Source organism: Streptomyces sp. NPDC058701, assembly GCF_042715295.1.
In the GTDB taxonomy this organism is placed as follows: Bacteria; Actinomycetota; Actinomycetes; order Streptomycetales; family Streptomycetaceae; genus Streptomyces.
The window spans coordinates 1-18,102 of the sequence record NZ_JBHXSY010000008.1; the positions used below are offsets into that span (position 1 = coordinate 1).

The following is an 18,102-nucleotide window of genomic DNA, read 5'->3' on the forward strand; positions in this document are numbered from 1 at the left end:
CGATCCCCGCGCCCCGGCCGCCCGCGGCCCGATCCCCGCGCCCCGGCCGCCCGCGCCCCGGCCGCCCGCGCCCCGGCCGGCCGCGGCCCTGCCGCCCACCCCCGCGCCCCGGCCGACCGCCCCCGTGACCGGGCATCGGCCCCGCGCCCCGGCCCCCGCAGCCCCGCCCCCGCCGAAAACCGGCGGAGTTCCGGTCCCGCCGCGGCTAGGGTCGCCGGATGGACGGGATGATCATCAGGCTGGACGGAGCCGAGTGCGCCGAGCTGGCCGACCTCGCCGACGCGGTCGGCAGCACCCCCGAGGCCGTCGCCCTGGAGGCCGTACGGGCCCACCTGCGGGCCGAGCGCGCCCGGGTCGGCGCCGCCGCCGGGCGGCTGGCGGAGCGGCACTCCGCGCTGCTGAAGCGGCTCGGCTCGTGACGGCCCGCCACCCGGCCACCGCCGGCACCGCAGCCGCCGGCCCCGCCGGCACCGCCGCCGCCCCCGTACGGCACCTCACGCTCGCCGAGGTGCTGGACCTGGCCCGGTACGCCTGCCTCGCCCAGGGGCAGCCCGTCGAGCTGCGCGCCCCCGGTCTGCTGGAGTCAGCCGTGCACCGGCCCCGGGCGCGGATGTTCGGGACGCCGGCCTACGAGGACCCGTACGAGCAGGCCGCCGCGCTGCTCCACGCCATCGCCGTGAACCACCCCCTCGTCGACGGGAACAAGCGGACCGCCTGGCTGGCCGCCGCGACCTTCCTCACCGTGAACGGCGCCGACTTCGGGGACGTCGACCAGGAACGCGCGTACGACCTGGTCATCGACGTCGCGGCCGGGAACGAGTCGGACACCGGGCGGATCGCGGAGCGGCTGCGCCGGATGTGACGCTCGCCGCACTGCCCGAGGTCACGGGCCTGTCCCTCCGCGAGGGGCGGGCCCGGGCCGGTAGGGTGGCCCGGTTGTCCTACGTACGACTGCCCGTACCAGTACGCGAGTACGCCGAGAGCACGAACCGGAGACCGTGACTACTACCGCCTCCCACCACCTCTCACCCGCCTTCCCCGGCCGTGCCCCCTGGGGCACCGCCAACGCGCTGCGTGCCTGGCAGCAGGGGGCGCTGGACCGCTACATCGAGACCCAGCCGCGGGACTTCCTCGCGGTCGCGACCCCGGGCGCCGGAAAGACCACCTTCGCGCTGACGCTCGCGTCCTGGCTGCTGCACCACCACGTGGTCCAGCAGGTGACCGTCGTCGCGCCGACCGAGCACCTGAAGAAGCAGTGGTCCGAGGCCGCCGCCCGGATAGGCATCCGGCTCGACCCCGAATACTCGGCGGGCCCGCTGAGCAAGGACTACCACGGCGTCGCCGTGACGTACGCGGGTGTCGGCGTCCGCCCGATGCTGCACCGCAACCGCTGCGAGCAGCGCAAGACCCTGGTGATCCTCGACGAGATCCACCACGCGGGCGACTCCAAGTCCTGGGGCGAGGCCTGCCTGGAGGCCTTCGACCCGGCGACCCGTCGCCTCGCCCTGACCGGCACCCCCTTCCGGTCCGACACCAACCCGATCCCCTTCGTGGCGTACGAGGAGGGCAACGACGGCATCCGGCGGTCCTCCGCCGACTACACCTACGGCTACGGGAACGCGCTGGGCGACGGCGTCGTCCGGCCGGTGATCTTCCTGTCCTACAGCGGCAACATGCGCTGGCGCACCAAGGCGGGCGACGAGATCGCCGCCCGGCTCGGCGAGCCGATGACCAAGGACGCCATCTCGCAGGCCTGGCGCACGGCCCTGGACCCGCGCGGCGACTGGATGCCGAACGTGCTGCGCGCGGCCGACCAGCGCCTCACGGAGGTCAGGAAGGGCATCCCGGACGCGGGCGGGCTGGTCATCGCCTCCGACCAGGAGTCGGCGCGCGCGTACGCCAAGCTGCTGAAGGACATCACGGGCAGCAAGGCGACCGTCGTGCTGTCCGACGACACCGGTGCGTCGAAGCGGATCGACGAGTTCAGCGCGGACGGCAGCCGCTGGATGGTCGCCGTCCGCATGGTGTCCGAGGGCGTCGACGTACCGCGGCTCGCGGTGGGCGTCTACGCGACGACCATCTCGACGCCGCTGTTCTTCGCGCAGGCCGTCGGGCGCTTCGTGCGATCGCGCAGGCGCGGCGAGACGGCCTCCGTGTTCCTTCCGACCATTCCCTACCTGCTGGGCTTCGCGAACGAGATGGAGGTCGAGCGCGACCACGTGCTCGACAAGCCGAAGAAGCAGGGCGAGGAAGACCCGTACGCCGAGTCCGAGAAGGAAATGGACGAGGCGAACAAGCAGGAGGACGAGGACACCGGCGACGAGGAGCAGATGTCCTTCGAGGCGCTGGAGTCCGACGCCGTCTTCGACCGGGTCCTCTACGACGGCGCCGAGTTCGGCATGCAGGCCCACCCGGGCAGCGAAGAGGAGCAGGACTACCTCGGCATCCCGGGGCTGCTGGAGCCGGACCAGGTGCAGATGCTGCTCCAGAAGCGGCAGTCGCGGCAGATCGCGCACAGCCGCCGCAAGCCGGACTCCGAGGCGGACCTGCTGGAGCTGCCGGCCGACCGGCGGCCCGTGGTCTCGCACAAGGAGCTGCTGGAGCTGCGCAAGTCGCTGAACACGATGGTGGGCGCGTACGTCCACCAGAGCGGCAAGCCGCACGGGGTGATCCACACGGAGCTGCGCCGGGTGTGCGGCGGCCCGCCGAGCGCGGAGGCCACGGCGGGGCAGCTGCGCGAGCGGATCAAGAAGGTCCAGGAGTGGGCCACCCGGATGCGCTGAGCCGTTCGGACAGGAGGCGGGCCGGGGCCGTGCGGGGCATCGCACGGACCCCGGCCCGCGCCGTGTCGTGGGTCCTTCCGAACGGCGGTTTCGAGCCACCGCCGGTCCTTCCGTACGAGGGCGCCGGGACTCGGAGGCGGGCGCGGCGGGGTCCGGGCGGACCTCGGCCGTGCGGTCGCCGGAACGCCCTCCGGGGCGGCCGTACCGACCGCCGGGGGCCGCCGGCGCGACCGGCCCGGGCGGGCCGCGCCGCGGGGCGCGCGGTGGCCCGCGGCGGTCGGTCCGGGGGCGCCGGGCGCACCCCTTGCGGGGCCGCCGGAGCCGGCTTTTCGAGCGCGCGGGGCGCGAGGGTGAGCCGGGGACCTCCGAAGAGCCGCGAGGTCACAAATTGACACCGAGGTCGATCAGGAACCGTCATAAACAGGTAGTAGGCGCCCGGATTCTGGACGAGGCCTTCCGCTGAGCGGACCCGGTCGCTACTGTCCCCGCATCGAACGCACCGTGGCAGCGCCGCCGCGGGAGCGCAGCCGGTGCCATGGCCGCTACCGGCGGCCTCTCCGTGCGCCGCCGCGGGACCGGCGGCGTGCCACCCCGAGAGTCACCGCCGCCCACTGAAAGAGGGAGAGGCGTCGTGACCGCGGAAACCTCCCAGACTCTCGACAGAGGGCTCAGAGTCCTCAAACTGCTCGCCGACACCGACCACGGTCTGACCGTCACCGAGCTCTCCAACCGCCTCGGTGTCAACCGCACCGTGGTCTACCGGCTTCTGGCCACCCTCGAACAGCACGCCCTGGTCCGCCGCGACCTCGGCGGCCGGGCCCGCGTCGGCCTCGGTGTGCTGCGCCTGGGCCGCCAGGTGCACCCGCTCGTCCGCGAGGCGGCCCTGCCCGCGCTGCGGTCCCTCGCCGAGGACATAGGGGCCACCGCGCACCTGACCCTCGTCGACGGCACCGAGGCGCTCGCCGTCGCCGTCGTGGAGCCGACCTGGACCGACTACCACGTGGCCTACCGGCCCGGCTTCCGCCACCCGCTGGACCGCGGGGCCGCCGGACGGGCCATCCTGGCGGCCCGCCAGGGCACGCTGATCGAGCCGGGCTACACGCTGACCCACGGGGAGCTGGAAGCGGGCGCCAGCGGCGCCGCCGCGCCCCTCGTGGGCATCACCGGGCTGGAGGGCAGCGTCGGCGTCGTGATGCTGGCCGACGCGGTACCGGAACGGGTCGGGCCGCGGGTCGTCGACGCGGCGCGCGAGGTCGCCGACGCGCTTCGCTGACGCGGGCCGGGCCGGGGCGAGTGCCGCAGGCGGGCACCGGCCCGGCCCGTCTGCGTGCCGCCGTCCGCCCCTGCGGCCCCGCTGCCAGGGGCTCCGCCCCCGGACCCCCGTGCCTCGAACGCCGCGGGGCCGGGGTGGTGTGCCTCGAGCGCCCGCGGGGCCGGGGCGGTCGCCTCGGGTGTGGGCGGGGCGGGGGAGCAGTCAAGCGTGGGCGGTGGGCCGATAGATTGGGCGGGTGCTCTCTCGCCTCACACGTCTGCCGCTCCCCGCCGCCCTGGCCGTCTGCGCCGTGCCCGTCGTCGCGCTGTTCGCCGTCGTCGCGCTCGCGCCGCTGCCCTTCGTGATCGCCCAGCCCGGCCTCACGGCCGACGTGCTCGGCGAGCGGGACGGCAAGGCCGTCATCGCGGTCGCCGGCGCCCCCACCCGGGAGACCCGGGGCCAGCTCCGCATGACCACCATCCAGGCGACGGGACCCTCCACGACGGTGACCCTGCCGGAACTCGTCGACCACTGGTTCGACCCCGCCCGGTCCGTCATGCCCAAGGAGGCCGTCTACTCCGGTGGCGGAAGCGACGAGGAGATCGAAGCGCACAACCTGAAGGAAATGGCCACGTCCCAGTCGAGCGCCACCGACGCCGCCCTCGGCTTCCTGGACAAGGACCCCGAGGACGTGAAGGTCGAGCTGAACCTCGCCGACGTCGGCGGCCCGAGCGCCGGCCTGCTCTTCGCCCTCGGCATCGTCGACAAGCTCGACGGGGACGGCAGCGGCGGCGACCTCACCGGCGGCCGCAGCATCGCCGGTACGGGCACCATCACCGCCGACGGCAAGGTCGGCCCGGTCGGCGGCGTCCCCCTCAAGACGCAGGCCGCGCGGCGCGACGGGGCGAGCGTGTTCCTCGTACCGAAGGCGGAGTGCTCGGACGCGCGGTCGGAACTTCCCGAGGGGCTGCGGCTGGTCCCCGTCACCTCCCTGACGGATGCGGTGAACGCGCTGCGCGCGCTGAACCGGGGAGGGCCGGTTCCGTCCTGCTGAGGTCCGCGGCCGGCCCCGGGGCCTCCAGCCCGCGCCACGCCGGGAAGACCAGCGGGGCGAGCGTCGTCAGCAGGTAGGCGCCGCCGAACAGCAGCAGCGCCCGCGTCGCCCCGAACCCCTCGACGAGCAGACCGGCGGCCAGCCCGCCCAGCGGCATGGTCAGCTCGCAGCCCGCCGTCGTCACACCGGTCACCCGGCTGCGGAGCTCCTCCGGAACCCGCTCGTACATCACCGTCGTCAGGATCGGGTTGAGCATGCCCGCGCCCAGACCGGCCAGGGCCATCGTGACCGCGAGCGGGAGGGTCGTGTCGGTGAAGGCCGCCACCGCGTACCGGGTCGCCCCCGAGGCCAGGAAGGCCGCCGCGAACACCGTCCGGCGCGGGAACCGCTCGCCCCACGCCCCGTAGAGCAGCGCGCCCAGCAGCGCGAAACCGCCGAAGAGCGAGATCAGCAGGCCCAGCGCGCCGGCGCCGCCGAGGCTCCCGCCGGCGTGCACGGGCAGCAGGACCGAGGACCAGCCCTGGTCCAGGCCGTTGGTCATCATCACCATCACGGTGACGCCCGTCAGCAGCCGCGAACGGGTCAGGAAGGCCCACCCCTCGGCGAGCTCGGCCCGGTAGGAGGCGAACGACACCTTCCCGGCGCCGCGTTGCGGCTCGGCCGCGGGGATCCCGCGCAGGAACACGCTGAGCAGCAGCGCCGACGCCCCGAAGGTCGCCGCGTCCAGGAGCAGTACGGTCTCGGCGCCGAAGGCCGCGATGAGGACGCCCGCCACGGCCGCCCCGACCATCCGGGCGCCGCGCGAGACGGCGTCGTACAGGCCCGCCGCCCGGGTCACGGACGTCCCGGCGTGCTCGGCGAGGTGGGGGAGCAGTACGTGGCGGGCGGTCAGTCCGGGCGTGTGCACGAGGCCGCTGACGGCCATCAGCGCGCACAGCATCCAGAACTCCAGCAGCCCCGCGTGGTGCAACAGCGGGACCGCCCCCACTGCGAGGCCGCAGACGACGTCGGAGGCCGCCGCGACCCGGCGGCGGCCGAGGCGGTCGATGACCGGGCCGCCGACGAGCGCGGCGACGACGACGGGCAGGGTGGCGCAGAAGGCGACGACACCGGCCCGGGCGGCGCTTCCGGTGGTCTCCAGCACGAACCACGGGACGCCGATGAGGGTGAGCGAACTCCCCGCTATGGAGATCGTGTTGGCGGCAAGGACCGCGACGAACGGCCGTCTGCTCACGCGGCGCCCCGCGAGTACCGGGTGTGGACGCGGGCGGGCTGCATGAGCCGGGTCCCGGCGGCGACCAGGGCCTCGCCCAGCCGGTTCCGCAGGGCGGGCAGTGCGGCGGCGACCGGCCCGGCGGAAGCAGCGGTGACCGGAGCGGCCTCCCGGGCGAGGCGGCGCTCGGCGGCCTCGGCGGCCAGCTCGGCGGTGCGGGCGGCGTGCGTGCGGACGTGGTCGAAGGCGTACATGGCAGGTGACTCCTTCTGCGGATGATCGGGACGGAACGGGGCAGGGCAGGGCGGGGTCCGGCGCCCGAGGCCCGAGGCCCGAGGCCCGAGGCCCGAGGCCCGAGGCTCGTGGCGAGGGGCGAGGGGCGAGGGGCCGCCTAGCCGGCTGCGGGCCGGGGCGTGGTGGGCGTGAGCGTGCCCGGGAGGACGTGCGTGTGGACGCGGACCGCCTCCGTACCCTCGGCGGGCGGCAGGTCGCGGTAGCCGTTGACGAGGTCGTGCATCTTGTGGATCAGCTCGTGGCTCTGCTCTGCGGTCAGGTGCAGCGTGAAGTCGCTGAGGTCCGAGCCGCGCCGCCAGGCCTGCGACCAGCGGTGGGCGTTGCCGAGCCAGGTGCTCATCTCCTGCGTGTGGATCGTCGCGATCTCGTGCAGGAAGAGGTCCGCCGCACCCCGGGTGACGGGGTCCTCGCTGTACATCAGGCTCTCGTCGAACCGGGTGCCGTCGTGTGCGGCCCGCCACCAGCGCTCACGGCCCTTGCCGTGCTCCGGCGCGTCCTCGACGAACCCGTGGGCGGCGAGCTGGCGCAGGTGGTAGCTGGTCGACCCGCTCGACTCCCCGAGCCGCTCGGCCAGTTGGGAGGCGGTCGCCGGACCCTGGTGACGCAGGTCGGCCAGCATCCGGATGCGCAGCGGATGGGCCAGGCCGCGCAGGGAGCGGGCGTCGAGCGTACGGACCTCCAGCTCCTGGTCCTGGGCCTGTTCGGGGGAGTGCTGCGGGGGTTCCGGGGCTTCCGGCGTCTCGGGCATGCCTCGACGATAGAGTTGCAAAGGTTTCTATGCAAGGGTTTCTTTGCAACGTCTTCTTTGGGATCGACTCGAACCCGGGCCCTCCGCCGTCGTCCCGGCGCCGCGGCCTCCCGCCGTCCCGGCCCCGCTAGCCCTCCTTGATGAATCCCTCCTCCAGCAGCCAGTCCTTCGCCACCGCGTGCGGGTCCTGCCCCTCCACGTCCACCTTGGCGTTCAGCCCCTGCGCCACCGTCGTCGTCAGCTTCGCCGTCACCGGCGCCAGCAGCTCCGCGATCACCGGGAACTCGGCCAGCGTCTTCGCGTTGACGGCCGGCGCCGCGTTGTAGTGGGGGAAGAAGCGCCGGTCGTCCGCCAGGGTGTCCAGGTCCATGGCCTTGATCCGGCCGTCCGTCGTGAACGCCTCGCCCAGCAGGCAGGAGTCGGACTTCGAGACCTGCGTGTAGATGATCCCGGCGTCCATCTTCCGGATGTTGCCGGCCGGGATCTTCATCCCGTACGCCTTCTGCATGCCCGGGAGCCCGTCCTCGCGGGCGGCGAACTCGTTCTCCACGCACACCGTCACCGCCGCGGGGTCCTCCCCGGCCAGCCTCGCCACGTCCGACATCGACTTCAGCCCGTACTTCGCGTTGTTCTCCTTGCTGATCGCCAGGGTGTAGGTGTTGTTGAGGGTGGCCGGCGGCAGCCACACCACCCCGTTCTTCGCGTCCGCCGCCCGCAGCGCCGCCCACTGCTCCCGCGGGTCGTCGATGGGCTCGGTGTTGCCCAGGTAGGTGATCCAGGCGGTGCCCGTGTACTCGTACATGGCGTCCGCGTCGCCCTTGCGGATCGCCTCGCGCGCGCTGATCGAACCGGGCAGGTTCGTGCGGTCCAGGACCTCCGCGCCGGCCGCCTTGAAGACGAGGCCGAGGATCTGGCCGAGCACGATGTTCTCGCTGAAGTTCTTCGAGGTGATCGTGAGCGAGGCCCCCTCCAGGGGACGGCCCCGCCCGACCGAGCCCGGCCGGACGTCGTCGGCCATCGGGGAGCCGCTCTTGAGGCCGCAGCCCGCGAGCACCAGCGCCAGCACCGGCCCCACCAGGGCCGCCGCCACCGTGCGCAGGGCCGCCCGTACGCGGAAGGTACGCATCTACGCCTCCAGCCCGCGCGGGGTCATGAGCGTCTCCGCCAGCGACGCCAGCCAGTCCACGAACAGGGCCAGCACCACGGTGAGCACCGAGCCCAGCACCAGCACCGGCATCCGCTGCGTCTGGATCCCGGAGGTGATCAGGTCGCCGAGCCCGCCGCCGCCGCCGAAGGTGGCCAGGGTGGCGGTGCCGACGTTCAGCACCAGGGCCGTCCGTACGCCCGCCAGGATCAGCGGGACCGCCAGCGGCAGCTCCACCTTCACCAGCCGCCCCGTCCCGGACATCCCGATCCCGCGCGCCGCCTCCACCAGCTGGGGGTCGATCGCCCGCAGCCCCGCGATCGTGTTGGACAGCACGGGCAGCACGGCGTACGCGACCATGCCGACGATCGCGGTGGACGGGCCGATGCCCAGCCAGATGACGAGCAGGGCGAGGAGGCCGATGGCCGGCGTGGCCTGGCCGACGTTGGCGACCGCCGTGAACAGCGGCGCGGTCCGGCGCATCCCGCCCCGGGTCAGCGCGATGCCCAGCGGGATCGCGATGATCAGCACCCAGAACGTGGAGACGGCGACGAGCTGGATCTGCTGCCACAGCCGCAGCTTCACGTTGCCGCCGCCGAGGGAGTTCCGCTCGATGGGGTCGAGGGGGATGTGGGTGATCCACAGGTACGTGGCCAGCAGCACCAGCGCCAGGACGGCGGGCGTGACCAGCAGCCTGGACCAGGTGAGCCGGCGGGCGGGAGCCTGCGGGCCGGCCGCCGGCTCCTCGGCGCCGGCGGCGATCCCGTCCCGGAACGCGTGGCCCTTCACGTCGTGCTCGCCGGGCGGGCGCTCGCCGGAGGGGCGTTGCGGGGAGACGGTGCTCACGGGCTGTCCGCACCGCCCTCCAGCTCCTGTTCCGTCCGGTGGTGGCGCAGCTCCTCCAGGTCGTGGCGGTGTTCGGCGGCCGCCAGCCGGTCGGCCTCCAGCATCTCGTGCACCGAGTTCATCAGGGTCTCCATGTCGACGACGCCGATGTACTCGCCGCGCCGCCCGGTGACGGCCACCCGGCCGCCGCTGTCGGTGAGGACGGCCTCCAGGGCGTCGTGCAGGGTCGCGTCCCGGGTCACGGTGTCGTGCACCAGCTGGCCGGCCCGCGCCAGGGAGCCCTTGGCGCGCATCAGGTCGCCGCGGCGGAGCCACTTGTACGGCCGGCCGCGCCGGTCCAGCATCAGCAGCTCGTTGCCCGCACCGCCGCGCAGCGCGTTGAAGATCCGCTGGAGCGGGTCGTCCACGGACACGGTGGGGAAGTCGGCGATCTCCACGTCCCGTACGCGGGTCAGGTTGAGCCGTTTGAGGGCCGCGCCGGCGCCGACGAACCCGGAGACGAAGTCGTCGGTCGGGTTGGTCAGGATGGCCTCGGGGGTGTCGAACTGGGCGATGTGCGAGCGCTCGCGCAGTACCGCGATCCGGTCGCCGAGCTTGATGGCCTCGTCGAAGTCGTGGGTGACGAAGACGATGGTCTTGTGCAGCTCGTGCTGGAGCCGGATCAGCTCGTCCTGCAGGTGGTCGCGGGTGATCGGGTCGACGGCGCCGAAGGGCTCGTCCATGAGCAGCACGGGCGGGTCGGCGGCCAGGGCCCGGGCCACGCCGACCCGCTGCTGCTGGCCGCCGGAGAGCTGGCGCGGGTAGCGGCCGTGGAACTCGCGCGGGTCGAGCCCGACCAGGTCGAGCATCTCCTCCACCCGGTCCTTCACCCTCGACGTGGACCAGCCGGTCATCTTCGGGACGAGTGCGATGTTCTCGGCGACCGTCATGTGGGGGAACAGCCCCGAGGACTGGATCGCATAGCCGATCTTGCGCCGCAGCTTGACCGGGTCCATGTCGGTGACGTCCTCGTCGCCGATCCTGATCCGGCCCGAGGTCGGCTCGATCAGCCGGTTGATCATCTTCAGGGTGGTGGACTTCCCGCAGCCCGAGGGGCCGACGAAGACGACCGTCTCGCCCGCCTTGATGTCCATCGAGACGTCGTCGACGGAGGGGTTCGGGTTGCCGGGGTAGCGCTTGGTGAGGTTCTCCAGCCGGATGGTCGCGCCGGAGGCGCTGCCCGGGCCGTCGGTCTCAGACACGGATGCCCCTCGGGATGGTGAGACGGCCGAGCAGGACGTACGCGGAGTCGAAGAGCAGCGCCAGGATGACGATGCCGATCGTGCCCGCCAGCACCTGGTTCAGGGCGTTCGCACTGCCGAGCGAGGCGATCCCGCGGAAGATCTCGTTGCCCAGGCCCGGCCCGGAGGCGTACGCGGCGATGGCGGCGATGCCCATCAGCATCTGGGTCGCGACGCGGATGCCGGTCAGGATCGGCGGCCAGGCGAGCGGCAGCTCCACCCTCAGCAGCCGGGCGGTGCGGGACATCCCGATGCCCTTGGCGGCGTCGACCAGGGCCGGGTCCACCCCGCGCAGGCCCACGATCGAGTTCCGGACGACCGGCAGCAGCCCGTACAGGGTCAGGGCGATCACGGTCGGCGGGACGCCCAGCCCGACCAGCGGGATCAGCAGGCCGATCAGGGCCAGGGAGGGGATGGTCAGCATCGTGGCCGTGGAGGTGATGGCCAGGTGGCCGCCCCACGCGCTGCGGTAGCCGGCCAGGCCGATGGCGATGCCCAGCGCGGTCGCGATCACCATGCACTGGAAGACGGCGCTGGCGTGCTGGAAGGCGTCGGTGAGGAGCTGTTCGTGGCGGGCGGACAGATAGCTCCAGAAGCTCACGCCGTGCACCTCTTCCTGGTCCGGCCGCCTCGGCCCGTGCTGGTCAGGGGTGGTCAGCGGGTGTCGTCCTCGGCCGCCTGTTCGACGAGCGGGATGATCCGCAGAGGTACGGGATTTTCCATCACGATCGCCGTCGAAGCCCGCACGATGCCATCAAAGCCGACAACCCGGTCGATCACCCGCTGGAGATCGGCGTTGGACCGCGCCACGAGCCGGCACAGCATGTCCCCGTGGCCGGTCGTGGTGTGCAGCTCCAGCACCTCCGGAACCCCGTCCAAGTGGGCCCGTACGTCCGCCCCTTGGCCCTGCTTGATCTCCAGGGTGGCGAAGGCGGTCACCGGGTACCCCAGGGCGGCCGGATCGACCTGCGGGCCGAACCCGCGGATGACTCCGTTCGACTGAAGCCGGTCCAGCCGGGCCTGTACGGTCCCGCGCGCCACCCCGAGCCGGCGGGAGGCCTCCAGCACCCCGATCCGGGGCTCGCGGGCGAGCAGGACGATGAGCCGGCCGTCGAGGTCGTCGATGCCCATGGGCGCCTCCGGGGTGGTCATAGTGCGCAGATGTTTCAGCCATGGTGCGGCTGAGCTGGTCAGTATGTACAGCAGAATTTGAAACTATTGCGCAGCTTGTGGATCGGCGGGACTCTGCGCTCATGACTGAGTCTCTGGCGAACCTCGAAACCACTCCGCACACCGCGCGTGAGGCAGACCCGTTCCCGGTGAAGGGCATGGACGCGGTCGTCTTCGCCGTCGGCAACGCCAAGCAGGCCGCGCACTACTACTCGACCGCCTTCGGCATGAAGCTCGTGGCCTACTCCGGACCGGAGAACGGCGTCCGCGAGACCGCCAGCTACGTCCTCACCAACGGCGCCGCCCGCTTCGTGCTGACCTCGGTCATCAAGGCGTCGACCGACCGCGGCCGCTTCCTGGCCGAGCACGTCGCCGAGCACGGCGACGGCGTCGTCGACCTCGCCATCGAGGTCCCGGACGCCCGCGCGGCCTACGCGTACGCCGTCGAGCACGGCGCGCGCGGCCTGGACGAGCCGCACGAGGTCAAGGACGAGCACGGCACCGTCGTGCTGGCCGCCATCGCCACCTACGGCCAGACCCGCCACACCCTGGTCGAGCGCCGCGACTACTCCGGCCCGTACCTCCCCGGCTTCGTCGCCGTCGCCCCGATGGTCGAGCCGCCGGCCAAGCGGACCTTCCAGGCCATCGACCACTGCGTGGGCAACGTCGAGCTCGGTCGGATGAACGAGTGGGTCGCGTTCTACAACAAGGTCATGGGCTTCACGAACATGAAGGAGTTCGTGGGCGACGACATCGCGACCGAGTACTCGGCGCTGATGTCGAAGGTCGTCGCGGACGGCACCCTGAAGGTGAAGTTCCCGATCAACGAGCCGGCGATCGCGAAGAAGAAGTCGCAGATCGACGAGTACCTGGAGTTCTACGGGGGCGCGGGCGTCCAGCACATCGCGCTGGCCACGAACGACATCGTCGCGACCGTGCGGTCCATGAGGGCGGCGGGCGTCACGTTCCTGGACACCCCCGACTCGTACTACGACACGCTCGGCGAGTGGGCGGGCGAGACGCGGGTTCCGGTGGAGACCCTGCGCGAGCTGAAGATCCTCGTGGACCGCGACGAGGACGGCTACCTGCTGCAGATCTTCACCAAGCCGGTGCAGGACCGGCCGACGGTCTTCTTCGAGATGATCGAGCGGCACGGGTCGATGGGCTTCGGGAAGGGCAACTTCAAGGCGCTGTTCGAGGCGATCGAGCGGGAGCAGGAGAAGCGCGGCAACCTCTAGCCGCCACCCCGGCCCCGGGGCTCAGACTCCCCGGGGCTCCGCCCCGGCCCCGCTCGTCGGCCCACCGGGGGTCCCGCTCCGGGGCTCCGCCCAGGACCCCGCGCCTCAAACGCCGGCGAGGCTGGATCTGCCCGCCCAGAGCCGCCACGCACCGGACGGGCTCGGCGCCCCGAAGGGCGATCCCAGCCCCGCCGGCGTCTGAGGCGCGGTGCGGAGCGGGCAGATCCAGCCCCGCCGGCGTTGCAAGGCGGGGGCGCGGGGCGAGTGGATCCAGCCCCGCCGGCGTTTCAGGCGCGGCGCGGGGGAGCGATCCCAGCCCCGCCGGCGTTTGAGGCGCGGCGCGGAGCGCCGTAGGGGGCGGGGCGGAGCCCGGAGTCAGTCGGACGTGGGCTTCGCGGACGGGGCCGGCTTCGCCGCAGGCGGCACGGCAGGCGGCTTGGGCTTCGCCGCAGGCGGCTTCGGCTTCGGCTTCGGCTTCGGCGGGTTCGGCTTCGGCAGCTCCGGAGCCACCCACGGCTTCGTCGGGAGCACGTTCTCCGGCCCCCCGGCCGCCGGCTCCGCGATCGCCGCCAGGGCCGCCTTCGCCGCCGGGACCCGCAGCGGCGAGAACCGCGGGTTCGTCCGCAGCGCCTCCTGCAAGTGCCGCCGCGTCGCCGCCTCGTCGCCCAGCCCGCGCTCGATCATCGCCCGGTGGTACGCGAAGTCCGCGCTCCGCACCCCCGGCTCCGCGGCCTTCTTCGCGTACTCCAGCGCCGCCACGTCGTCGCCCGACTTGTGCAGCGCCCAGCCCAGCGCGTCCGCGACCTGCACGCTCTTGTGCCGCGACCACTCCTGCGACAGCCGCCGCACCGCCGCCGCCGGATCGCCGTGGTCCGCCTCGTACAGGCCCAGCACCACGTCGTCGTCGACGCCGTTCGACCCGTCCCGGGCCGCCAGCGCGCTCAGCATGTCGTACGGGACCCGCGCCTCCTGCTCGCGGCCCAGCGCCTCCAGCAGCTCGCCCAGCTCCAGCGCCAGCTGCGGAACCGGCGTCCGCCCCAGCGCCATCCGGTAGTCCCGCACCGCCTCCCCGCCGCGCCCCAGACCGGCGAGCGCCCGCGCCCGGCCGCCGAGGGCCTGCGCCTGCGCCGGGTCCGTCCGCAGCGCGGCCTCGTACTGCCGCAGCGCCTCCGCCGTCTCCCCCCGCTCCCAGGACAGCTCCCCGAGGCGGAACAGGGCGTAGGCCTTCTCCGCCGGAGCCTTGGCGGCGCCCGCCGCGTGCTCCATCGCCATCACCGCGTCCTCGCGCCAGCCGCGGTCCCGGTAGACCTGCGAGGCCTTCGTGTACGCCACCAGACCCGTCCGCAGCTCCAGCAGCCGGTCCGCCGCCGCCTGGGCCGCCTTGTAGTCCCCGAGGCCCGAGTACGCGTCCACCAGCACCGGGTAGGCCGTCCAGCGCCGGGGCGCCTGCGCCCGTACGAGCTCGCCCCACTTCTTCCCGGTGCCGAAGTCCCGGCGGGCGTTGGCCAGCGTGCCCATGCCCGTCATCGCGTCGAAGTTGCCCTTCTCCACGGGGCGGACCTCCAGCGACCGCTTCAGCGCCCGCTCCGCCTTCGGGTACCAGCCCGTGTCCGCGGTGCGCCGCGCCTGCTCCAGATAGGCCGCGCCCAGCACCGACCACGACGCGTCGTCGTCCGGATGCGCCGCGACCCACTTCTCCCGGTCCGCGACCAGCGCCGTCAGGTCCACCGCCGCCGCCGGCGCGCCCATGCCGACCGCCGACGCGGCGCGCTCGCTGGGTCCCGGCGGACGGGCGTCGTCCCCCGTGCGGGCCGGCCGGATCAGCAGGGCCCCGGCGATCAGGACCACGGCGACCGCGGCCGCCACGAGCGTCTTGCGGCCCGTGAACGTCACGGGCGGCGCCGGCTGCGATTCCTCGTCGATACGGTCCATGGGGTCACTGTGCGTCAATATGAAGAGTTCGCCGGAGTGTCCGAAGAGGGGCGCGGGCGTGTTCACACCGATGGCCCCGGCTGCCACGCTGGTCCCATGGATGAAGACCTCTCCGCACAGCTCACCGAGCGCCTGCTGGCAGGGCTCCCGGCCGAAGCGCTGCTCACCGACCCCCAGGTGACGGCCTCCTACGCCTCCGACATGGCCGGCTTCTGCGCCGCCGGCACCCCGGCCGCCGTCGTCCTGCCCCGGACCGTCGAACAGGTGCAGCACGTCATGCGCACCGCCACCGCGCTCCGGGTCCCCGTGGTCCCGCAGGGCGCCCGTACCGGCCTATCGGGGGCCGCCAACGCCTCCGACGGCTGCATCGTGCTCTCCCTCGTGAAGATGGACCGGATCCTGGAGGTCTCCACCGTCGACCGGATCGCCGTCGTCGAACCGGGCGTCGTCAACGCCGTCCTGTCGCGGGCCGTCGCCGCACGGGGCCTGTACTACCCGCCGGACCCCTCCAGCTGGGAGCAGTGCACCATCGGCGGCAACATCGGCACCGCCTCCGGCGGCCTGTGCTGCGTCAAATACGGGGTCACCGCCGAGTACGTGCTCGGCCTCGACGTGGTCCTGGCCGACGGGCGGCTGCTGCGCACGGGACGGCGTACCGCCAAGGGCGTCGCCGGATACGACCTCACCCGGCTCTTCGTCGGCTCCGAGGGCAGCCTCGGCATCGTCGTCCAGGCCGTCCTCGCGCTGCGCCCCGCGCCGCCGCGCCAGCTGGCGCTGGCCGCCGAGTTCCCCTCCGCCGCGGCCGCCTGCGCGGCCGTGTGCGCCGTCATGGAGGCCGGCCTCACCCCCTCGCTGCTGGAACTGATGGACGGGACGACCGTCCGCGCCGTCAACGCCCTCGGGAAGATGGGCCTGCCCGAGACCACCGAGGCGCTGCTGCTCGCCGCCTTCGACAGCCCCCACGCCGCAGAGGAACTCGCCGTCGTGGGGCAGCTGTGCACGGCCGCCGGCGCCACCGCCGTCGTGCCCGCCGAGGACGAGGCCGAGTCCCAACTGCTGCTCCAGGCCCGCCGGATGTCCCTGACCGCCCTGGACGCGCTGCGCCCGGCGACGATGATCGACGACGTGTGCGTACCGCGCTCGCGGCTCGCCGAGATGCTGGACGGCACGGCCGCCATCGCCCGCGCGTACGACCTGCTCATCGGCGTCTGCGCACACGCCGGCGACGGCAACACCCACCCGGTGGTCTGCTTCGACCCCGCCGACGCGGACGAGGCGCGGCGGGCCCGCGAGTCCTTCGACGCGATCATGGCGCTCGGCCTGTCCCTGGGCGGCACCATCACCGGCGAACACGGCGTGGGCGTGCTGAAGAAGGAGTGGCTGGCCCGCGAACTGGGGCCGGTGGGGCTGGAGATGCAGCGCGCGGTCAAGCACGCCTTCGACCCGCTGGGCCTGCTCAACCCCGGCAAGCTCTTCTGACACGGGCCCGGCCGCCGGGCCCGGGCCCGCGCGGGGCGCATCCCGCCGCGGGCCCCGCGGCCCGCTCCGGGGCCGGGCGTCACAGGTCACCGTCCGCCGCCTCGTCGGACGGCCACGGGTCGCGCAGCCACAGCTCGTCGGCCGGGGTGGGGGCGAGCAGCCGGGCGAGCGCGGCGTCCAGGCCGAGCCGGCCGGCCTCGGTGCCGGGCGGGACGATCCGCAGGGTGCGCTCCAGCCAGGCCGACACGGGGGCGGCGGGGGCCTCCAACAGGGCGTCGCCGTCGGGGGAGCTGAGCGCCATGCAGAGCACCGCCCGGTTCTCGATCTTCGTCGGCCAGATCCGGACGTCGCCGTGGCCGGACGGCCGGAAGACCCCTTCCACCAGCAGCTCCCGCGAGAAGGTCCATTCGACCGGAGCGGCGGAGCCGGTGTGGAAGGTGATGTGGACGGCGTACGGGTCGTCCGTGAGGTAGAGCAGGCGGGCGGGGACGGCGACACTGCGCTCGGGGGACAGGACCAGCTTCAGTTCCAGCTCGCGCTCGACGACGGGGTGGTGCATGGCGGCCTCACTTCGGTGCACTGCGCGTGCGCTGGGTGCGCGCCGCGCGTCGGTGTGCGGGGCCGGATCGCGCCCCGCACCCGGAGAGAGCGGCGAGGTGCCCGGGTATGACGCGACTTCGGGCCGCGGAGGCGAGATTGGCCGGATCCTGTTGACTGACTGAAAACAGTCGTCTGGGCCAGAGTTTGTCCGAAGGCGTGCATTCTCCCGTTACCGGACCTGTCGGGGGGAGGTTCTTGGCTATGGTCCTTCCCTGGACAAGCCTCAAGCCACGATCGGAGTTGGGGACATGACGGCCTCCCCTGGTGACGGCGAGCACGCGGCCCGCGAGGGCTACTACCCGGATCCGTCCATCCCCGGGTTCGTCCGGTACTGGAACGGTGCCGCGTGGGTGCCGGGTACGAGCCGCCCCGCTCCGGCCGTTCCGGTGCCCGGGCCCGCTCCCATGGAGGAGACCGGGCCGGTGTTCCTGGACGACACCTCCGCGACCGAGACCCTGCCGGAACCGGCGCCGGCCACGACGCCGGGACCGGAACGCGAACCGGAACGCGAACCGGAATCCGCCGGCGAACCGGTGTGGCAGGCCGACCGCCTCCACCAGGCGGGCTTCGGCGGCCCGCGCGACCACCGGGTGTCGTGGGGCAGCCCGGCGGAGCCCGCCGCCGCGTACGAGCCCGTGGCGCCCGAGCGGGCCGCCGACGCCGAGCCGGCCGCCGCGTACGAGCCGGCCGACCGGTACGCGTCCGCCGACCGGCACGAGCCGCCCGCCGGGCATGTGGCCGCCGGGCACGCGCCTGCCGGGCACCAAGCCGGTGCCGTGCGTGAGTCGGCCGGATACGAGTCCGCCGCCCGCCGCGAGCCCGCCGGCCGCGAGCCCGCCGTACGGCCGGCCGGGGTCTCGCTGGGCCGCCACCGTCCGGAGGCCGCCGACGAGCCGGGCGGGCCCGGGGTCTCCCTGGCCCGTACACCGGCCGCCGCCGCGGCCGCCGCCCCGGCGCCGCGGTTCCCCGCGCAGGTCTCGGCGGGCATCCTCTCGGCGCGCTCGCCGGCCGCCTCCGCCGCTCCGGCGGCTCCCGCCCCCGCGCCCGCCGTCTCCGCGCCCGCCGTCTC

18 protein-coding genes are annotated in these 18,102 nt (G+C 73.7%); 8 read left to right on the plus strand and 10 right to left on the minus strand.

Translation table 11 applies throughout. The features are described from left to right. The first annotated feature begins 218 nt into the window (after positions 1 to 218). The 5 genes from ACFWW8_RS10675 (at position 219) to ACFWW8_RS10695 (ending at position 5,089) form a co-directional block, all read left to right on the plus strand. A complete protein-coding gene (locus ACFWW8_RS10675) occupies positions 219 to 419 on the plus strand; it encodes a hypothetical protein (protein ID WP_386526442.1) in 201 nt (66 codons plus the stop codon). After that, positions 416 to 862, plus strand: a complete 447-nt coding sequence (locus tag ACFWW8_RS10680) for a type II toxin-antitoxin system death-on-curing family toxin (protein ID WP_386526444.1) — start codon at positions 416 to 418, stop codon at positions 860 to 862. The genes ACFWW8_RS10675 and ACFWW8_RS10680 overlap by 4 nt, the downstream gene beginning before the upstream one ends. A 136-nt stretch (positions 863 to 998) precedes the next feature. Continuing rightward, on the plus strand, positions 999 to 2,783 hold the full coding sequence (locus ACFWW8_RS10685) for a DEAD/DEAH box helicase (RefSeq protein ID WP_386526446.1): 1,785 nt from the start codon (positions 999 to 1,001) through the stop codon (positions 2,781 to 2,783). A gap of 631 nt (positions 2,784 to 3,414) precedes the next feature. Further along, positions 3,415 to 4,056, plus strand: coding sequence for an IclR family transcriptional regulator (locus tag ACFWW8_RS10690; RefSeq protein ID WP_054222485.1), 642 nt, complete (start codon positions 3,415 to 3,417; stop codon positions 4,054 to 4,056). Between the two features lie 235 nt (positions 4,057 to 4,291). After that, positions 4,292 to 5,089, plus strand: a complete 798-nt coding sequence (locus ACFWW8_RS10695) for a PDZ domain-containing protein (protein ID WP_386526449.1) — start codon at positions 4,292 to 4,294, stop codon at positions 5,087 to 5,089. Here the strand turns inward: ACFWW8_RS10695 and ACFWW8_RS10700 are convergent. The 8 genes from ACFWW8_RS10700 to ACFWW8_RS10735 all read right to left on the minus strand — a co-directional run bounded on the left by ACFWW8_RS10700 (position 5,019) and on the right by ACFWW8_RS10735 (position 11,745). Further along, the gene (locus ACFWW8_RS10700) at positions 5,019 to 6,323 is read right to left on the minus strand and encodes an MFS transporter (RefSeq protein ID WP_386526451.1); all 1,305 of its coding nucleotides are present in this window, start codon (positions 6,321 to 6,323) and stop codon (positions 5,019 to 5,021) included. The genes ACFWW8_RS10695 and ACFWW8_RS10700 overlap by 71 nt on opposite strands. Continuing rightward, positions 6,320 to 6,556 carry a hypothetical protein gene (locus ACFWW8_RS10705; protein WP_386526454.1) on the minus strand — a complete coding sequence of 79 codons (237 nt, stop codon included), beginning with the start codon at positions 6,554 to 6,556 and terminating at the stop codon, positions 6,320 to 6,322. The genes ACFWW8_RS10700 and ACFWW8_RS10705 overlap by 4 nt, the downstream gene beginning before the upstream one ends. A gap of 137 nt (positions 6,557 to 6,693) precedes the next feature. Then, on the minus strand, positions 6,694 to 7,344 hold the full coding sequence (locus ACFWW8_RS10710; RefSeq protein WP_386526457.1) for an ArsR/SmtB family transcription factor: 651 nt from the start codon (positions 7,342 to 7,344) through the stop codon (positions 6,694 to 6,696). A 127-nt stretch (positions 7,345 to 7,471) separates the two neighbouring features. Beyond that, positions 7,472 to 8,470, minus strand: a complete 999-nt coding sequence (locus ACFWW8_RS10715) for a glycine betaine ABC transporter substrate-binding protein (protein WP_386526459.1) — start codon at positions 8,468 to 8,470, stop codon at positions 7,472 to 7,474. Next, the gene (locus ACFWW8_RS10720) at positions 8,471 to 9,334 is read right to left on the minus strand and encodes an ABC transporter permease (protein ID WP_386526462.1); all 864 of its coding nucleotides are present in this window, start codon (positions 9,332 to 9,334) and stop codon (positions 8,471 to 8,473) included. After that, positions 9,331 to 10,575 (minus strand): ABC transporter ATP-binding protein, encoded by a 1,245-nt coding sequence (locus ACFWW8_RS10725; RefSeq protein ID WP_386526465.1) that lies wholly within the window; start codon positions 10,573 to 10,575, stop codon positions 9,331 to 9,333. The genes ACFWW8_RS10720 and ACFWW8_RS10725 overlap by 4 nt, the downstream gene beginning before the upstream one ends. After that, the gene (locus ACFWW8_RS10730; RefSeq protein WP_386526466.1) at positions 10,568 to 11,215 is read right to left on the minus strand and encodes an ABC transporter permease; all 648 of its coding nucleotides are present in this window, start codon (positions 11,213 to 11,215) and stop codon (positions 10,568 to 10,570) included. The genes ACFWW8_RS10725 and ACFWW8_RS10730 overlap by 8 nt, the downstream gene beginning before the upstream one ends. 53 nt (positions 11,216 to 11,268) lie before the next feature. After that, positions 11,269 to 11,745 carry an Lrp/AsnC family transcriptional regulator gene (locus ACFWW8_RS10735; protein WP_383812818.1) on the minus strand — a complete coding sequence of 159 codons (477 nt, stop codon included), beginning with the start codon at positions 11,743 to 11,745 and terminating at the stop codon, positions 11,269 to 11,271. Between the two features lie 122 nt (positions 11,746 to 11,867). On the opposite strand from ACFWW8_RS10735, the gene hppD reads away from it, so the two are divergent. Continuing rightward, positions 11,868 to 13,022, plus strand: coding sequence for a 4-hydroxyphenylpyruvate dioxygenase (hppD, locus tag ACFWW8_RS10740; RefSeq protein ID WP_386526469.1), 1,155 nt, complete (start codon positions 11,868 to 11,870; stop codon positions 13,020 to 13,022). Between the two features lie 375 nt (positions 13,023 to 13,397). On the opposite strand, the gene ACFWW8_RS10745 is transcribed toward hppD, so the two are convergent. Further along, entirely contained in the window at positions 13,398 to 14,954 is a 1,557-nt protein-coding gene (locus tag ACFWW8_RS10745; RefSeq protein ID WP_386526472.1) for a tetratricopeptide repeat protein, read from the minus strand. 96 nt (positions 14,955 to 15,050) lie between these two features. Between ACFWW8_RS10745 and ACFWW8_RS10750 the strand changes: the two genes are divergently transcribed. After that, positions 15,051 to 16,433 carry an FAD-binding oxidoreductase gene (locus ACFWW8_RS10750; RefSeq protein WP_386526475.1) on the plus strand — a complete coding sequence of 461 codons (1,383 nt, stop codon included), beginning with the start codon at positions 15,051 to 15,053 and terminating at the stop codon, positions 16,431 to 16,433. Positions 16,434 to 16,512: 79 nt separating this feature from the next. Here the strand turns inward: ACFWW8_RS10750 and ACFWW8_RS10755 are convergent, their stop codons facing one another. Then, on the minus strand, positions 16,513 to 16,992 hold the full coding sequence (locus tag ACFWW8_RS10755) for an SsgA family sporulation/cell division regulator (RefSeq protein WP_386526478.1): 480 nt from the start codon (positions 16,990 to 16,992) through the stop codon (positions 16,513 to 16,515). 289 nt (positions 16,993 to 17,281) lie between these two features. On the opposite strand from ACFWW8_RS10755, the gene ACFWW8_RS10760 reads away from it, so the two are divergent. Beyond that, on the plus strand, positions 17,282 to 18,102 hold an 821-nt coding region (locus ACFWW8_RS10760), incomplete at its 3' end, for a DUF2510 domain-containing protein (protein ID WP_386526481.1).

Coding starts and splice junctions, on each gene's coding strand:
- ACFWW8_RS10675 (WP_386526442.1), top strand. CDS start 219: ATGGACGGGATGATCATCAGGCTGGACGGAGCCGAGTGCGCCGAGCTG.
- ACFWW8_RS10705 (WP_386526454.1), bottom strand. CDS start 6,556: ATGTACGCCTTCGACCACGTCCGCACGCACGCCGCCCGCACCGCCGAG.
- ACFWW8_RS10710 (WP_386526457.1), bottom strand. CDS start 7,344: ATGCCCGAGACGCCGGAAGCCCCGGAACCCCCGCAGCACTCCCCCGAA.
- ACFWW8_RS10715 (WP_386526459.1), bottom strand. CDS start 8,470: ATGCGTACCTTCCGCGTACGGGCGGCCCTGCGCACGGTGGCGGCGGCC.
- ACFWW8_RS10735 (WP_383812818.1), bottom strand. CDS start 11,745: ATGGGCATCGACGACCTCGACGGCCGGCTCATCGTCCTGCTCGCCCGC.
- hppD (WP_386526469.1), top strand. CDS start 11,868: ATGACTGAGTCTCTGGCGAACCTCGAAACCACTCCGCACACCGCGCGT.
- ACFWW8_RS10745 (WP_386526472.1), bottom strand. CDS start 14,954: ATGGACCGTATCGACGAGGAATCGCAGCCGGCGCCGCCCGTGACGTTC.
- ACFWW8_RS10750 (WP_386526475.1), top strand. CDS start 15,051: ATGGATGAAGACCTCTCCGCACAGCTCACCGAGCGCCTGCTGGCAGGG.
- ACFWW8_RS10755 (WP_386526478.1), bottom strand. CDS start 16,992: ATGCACCACCCCGTCGTCGAGCGCGAGCTGGAACTGAAGCTGGTCCTG.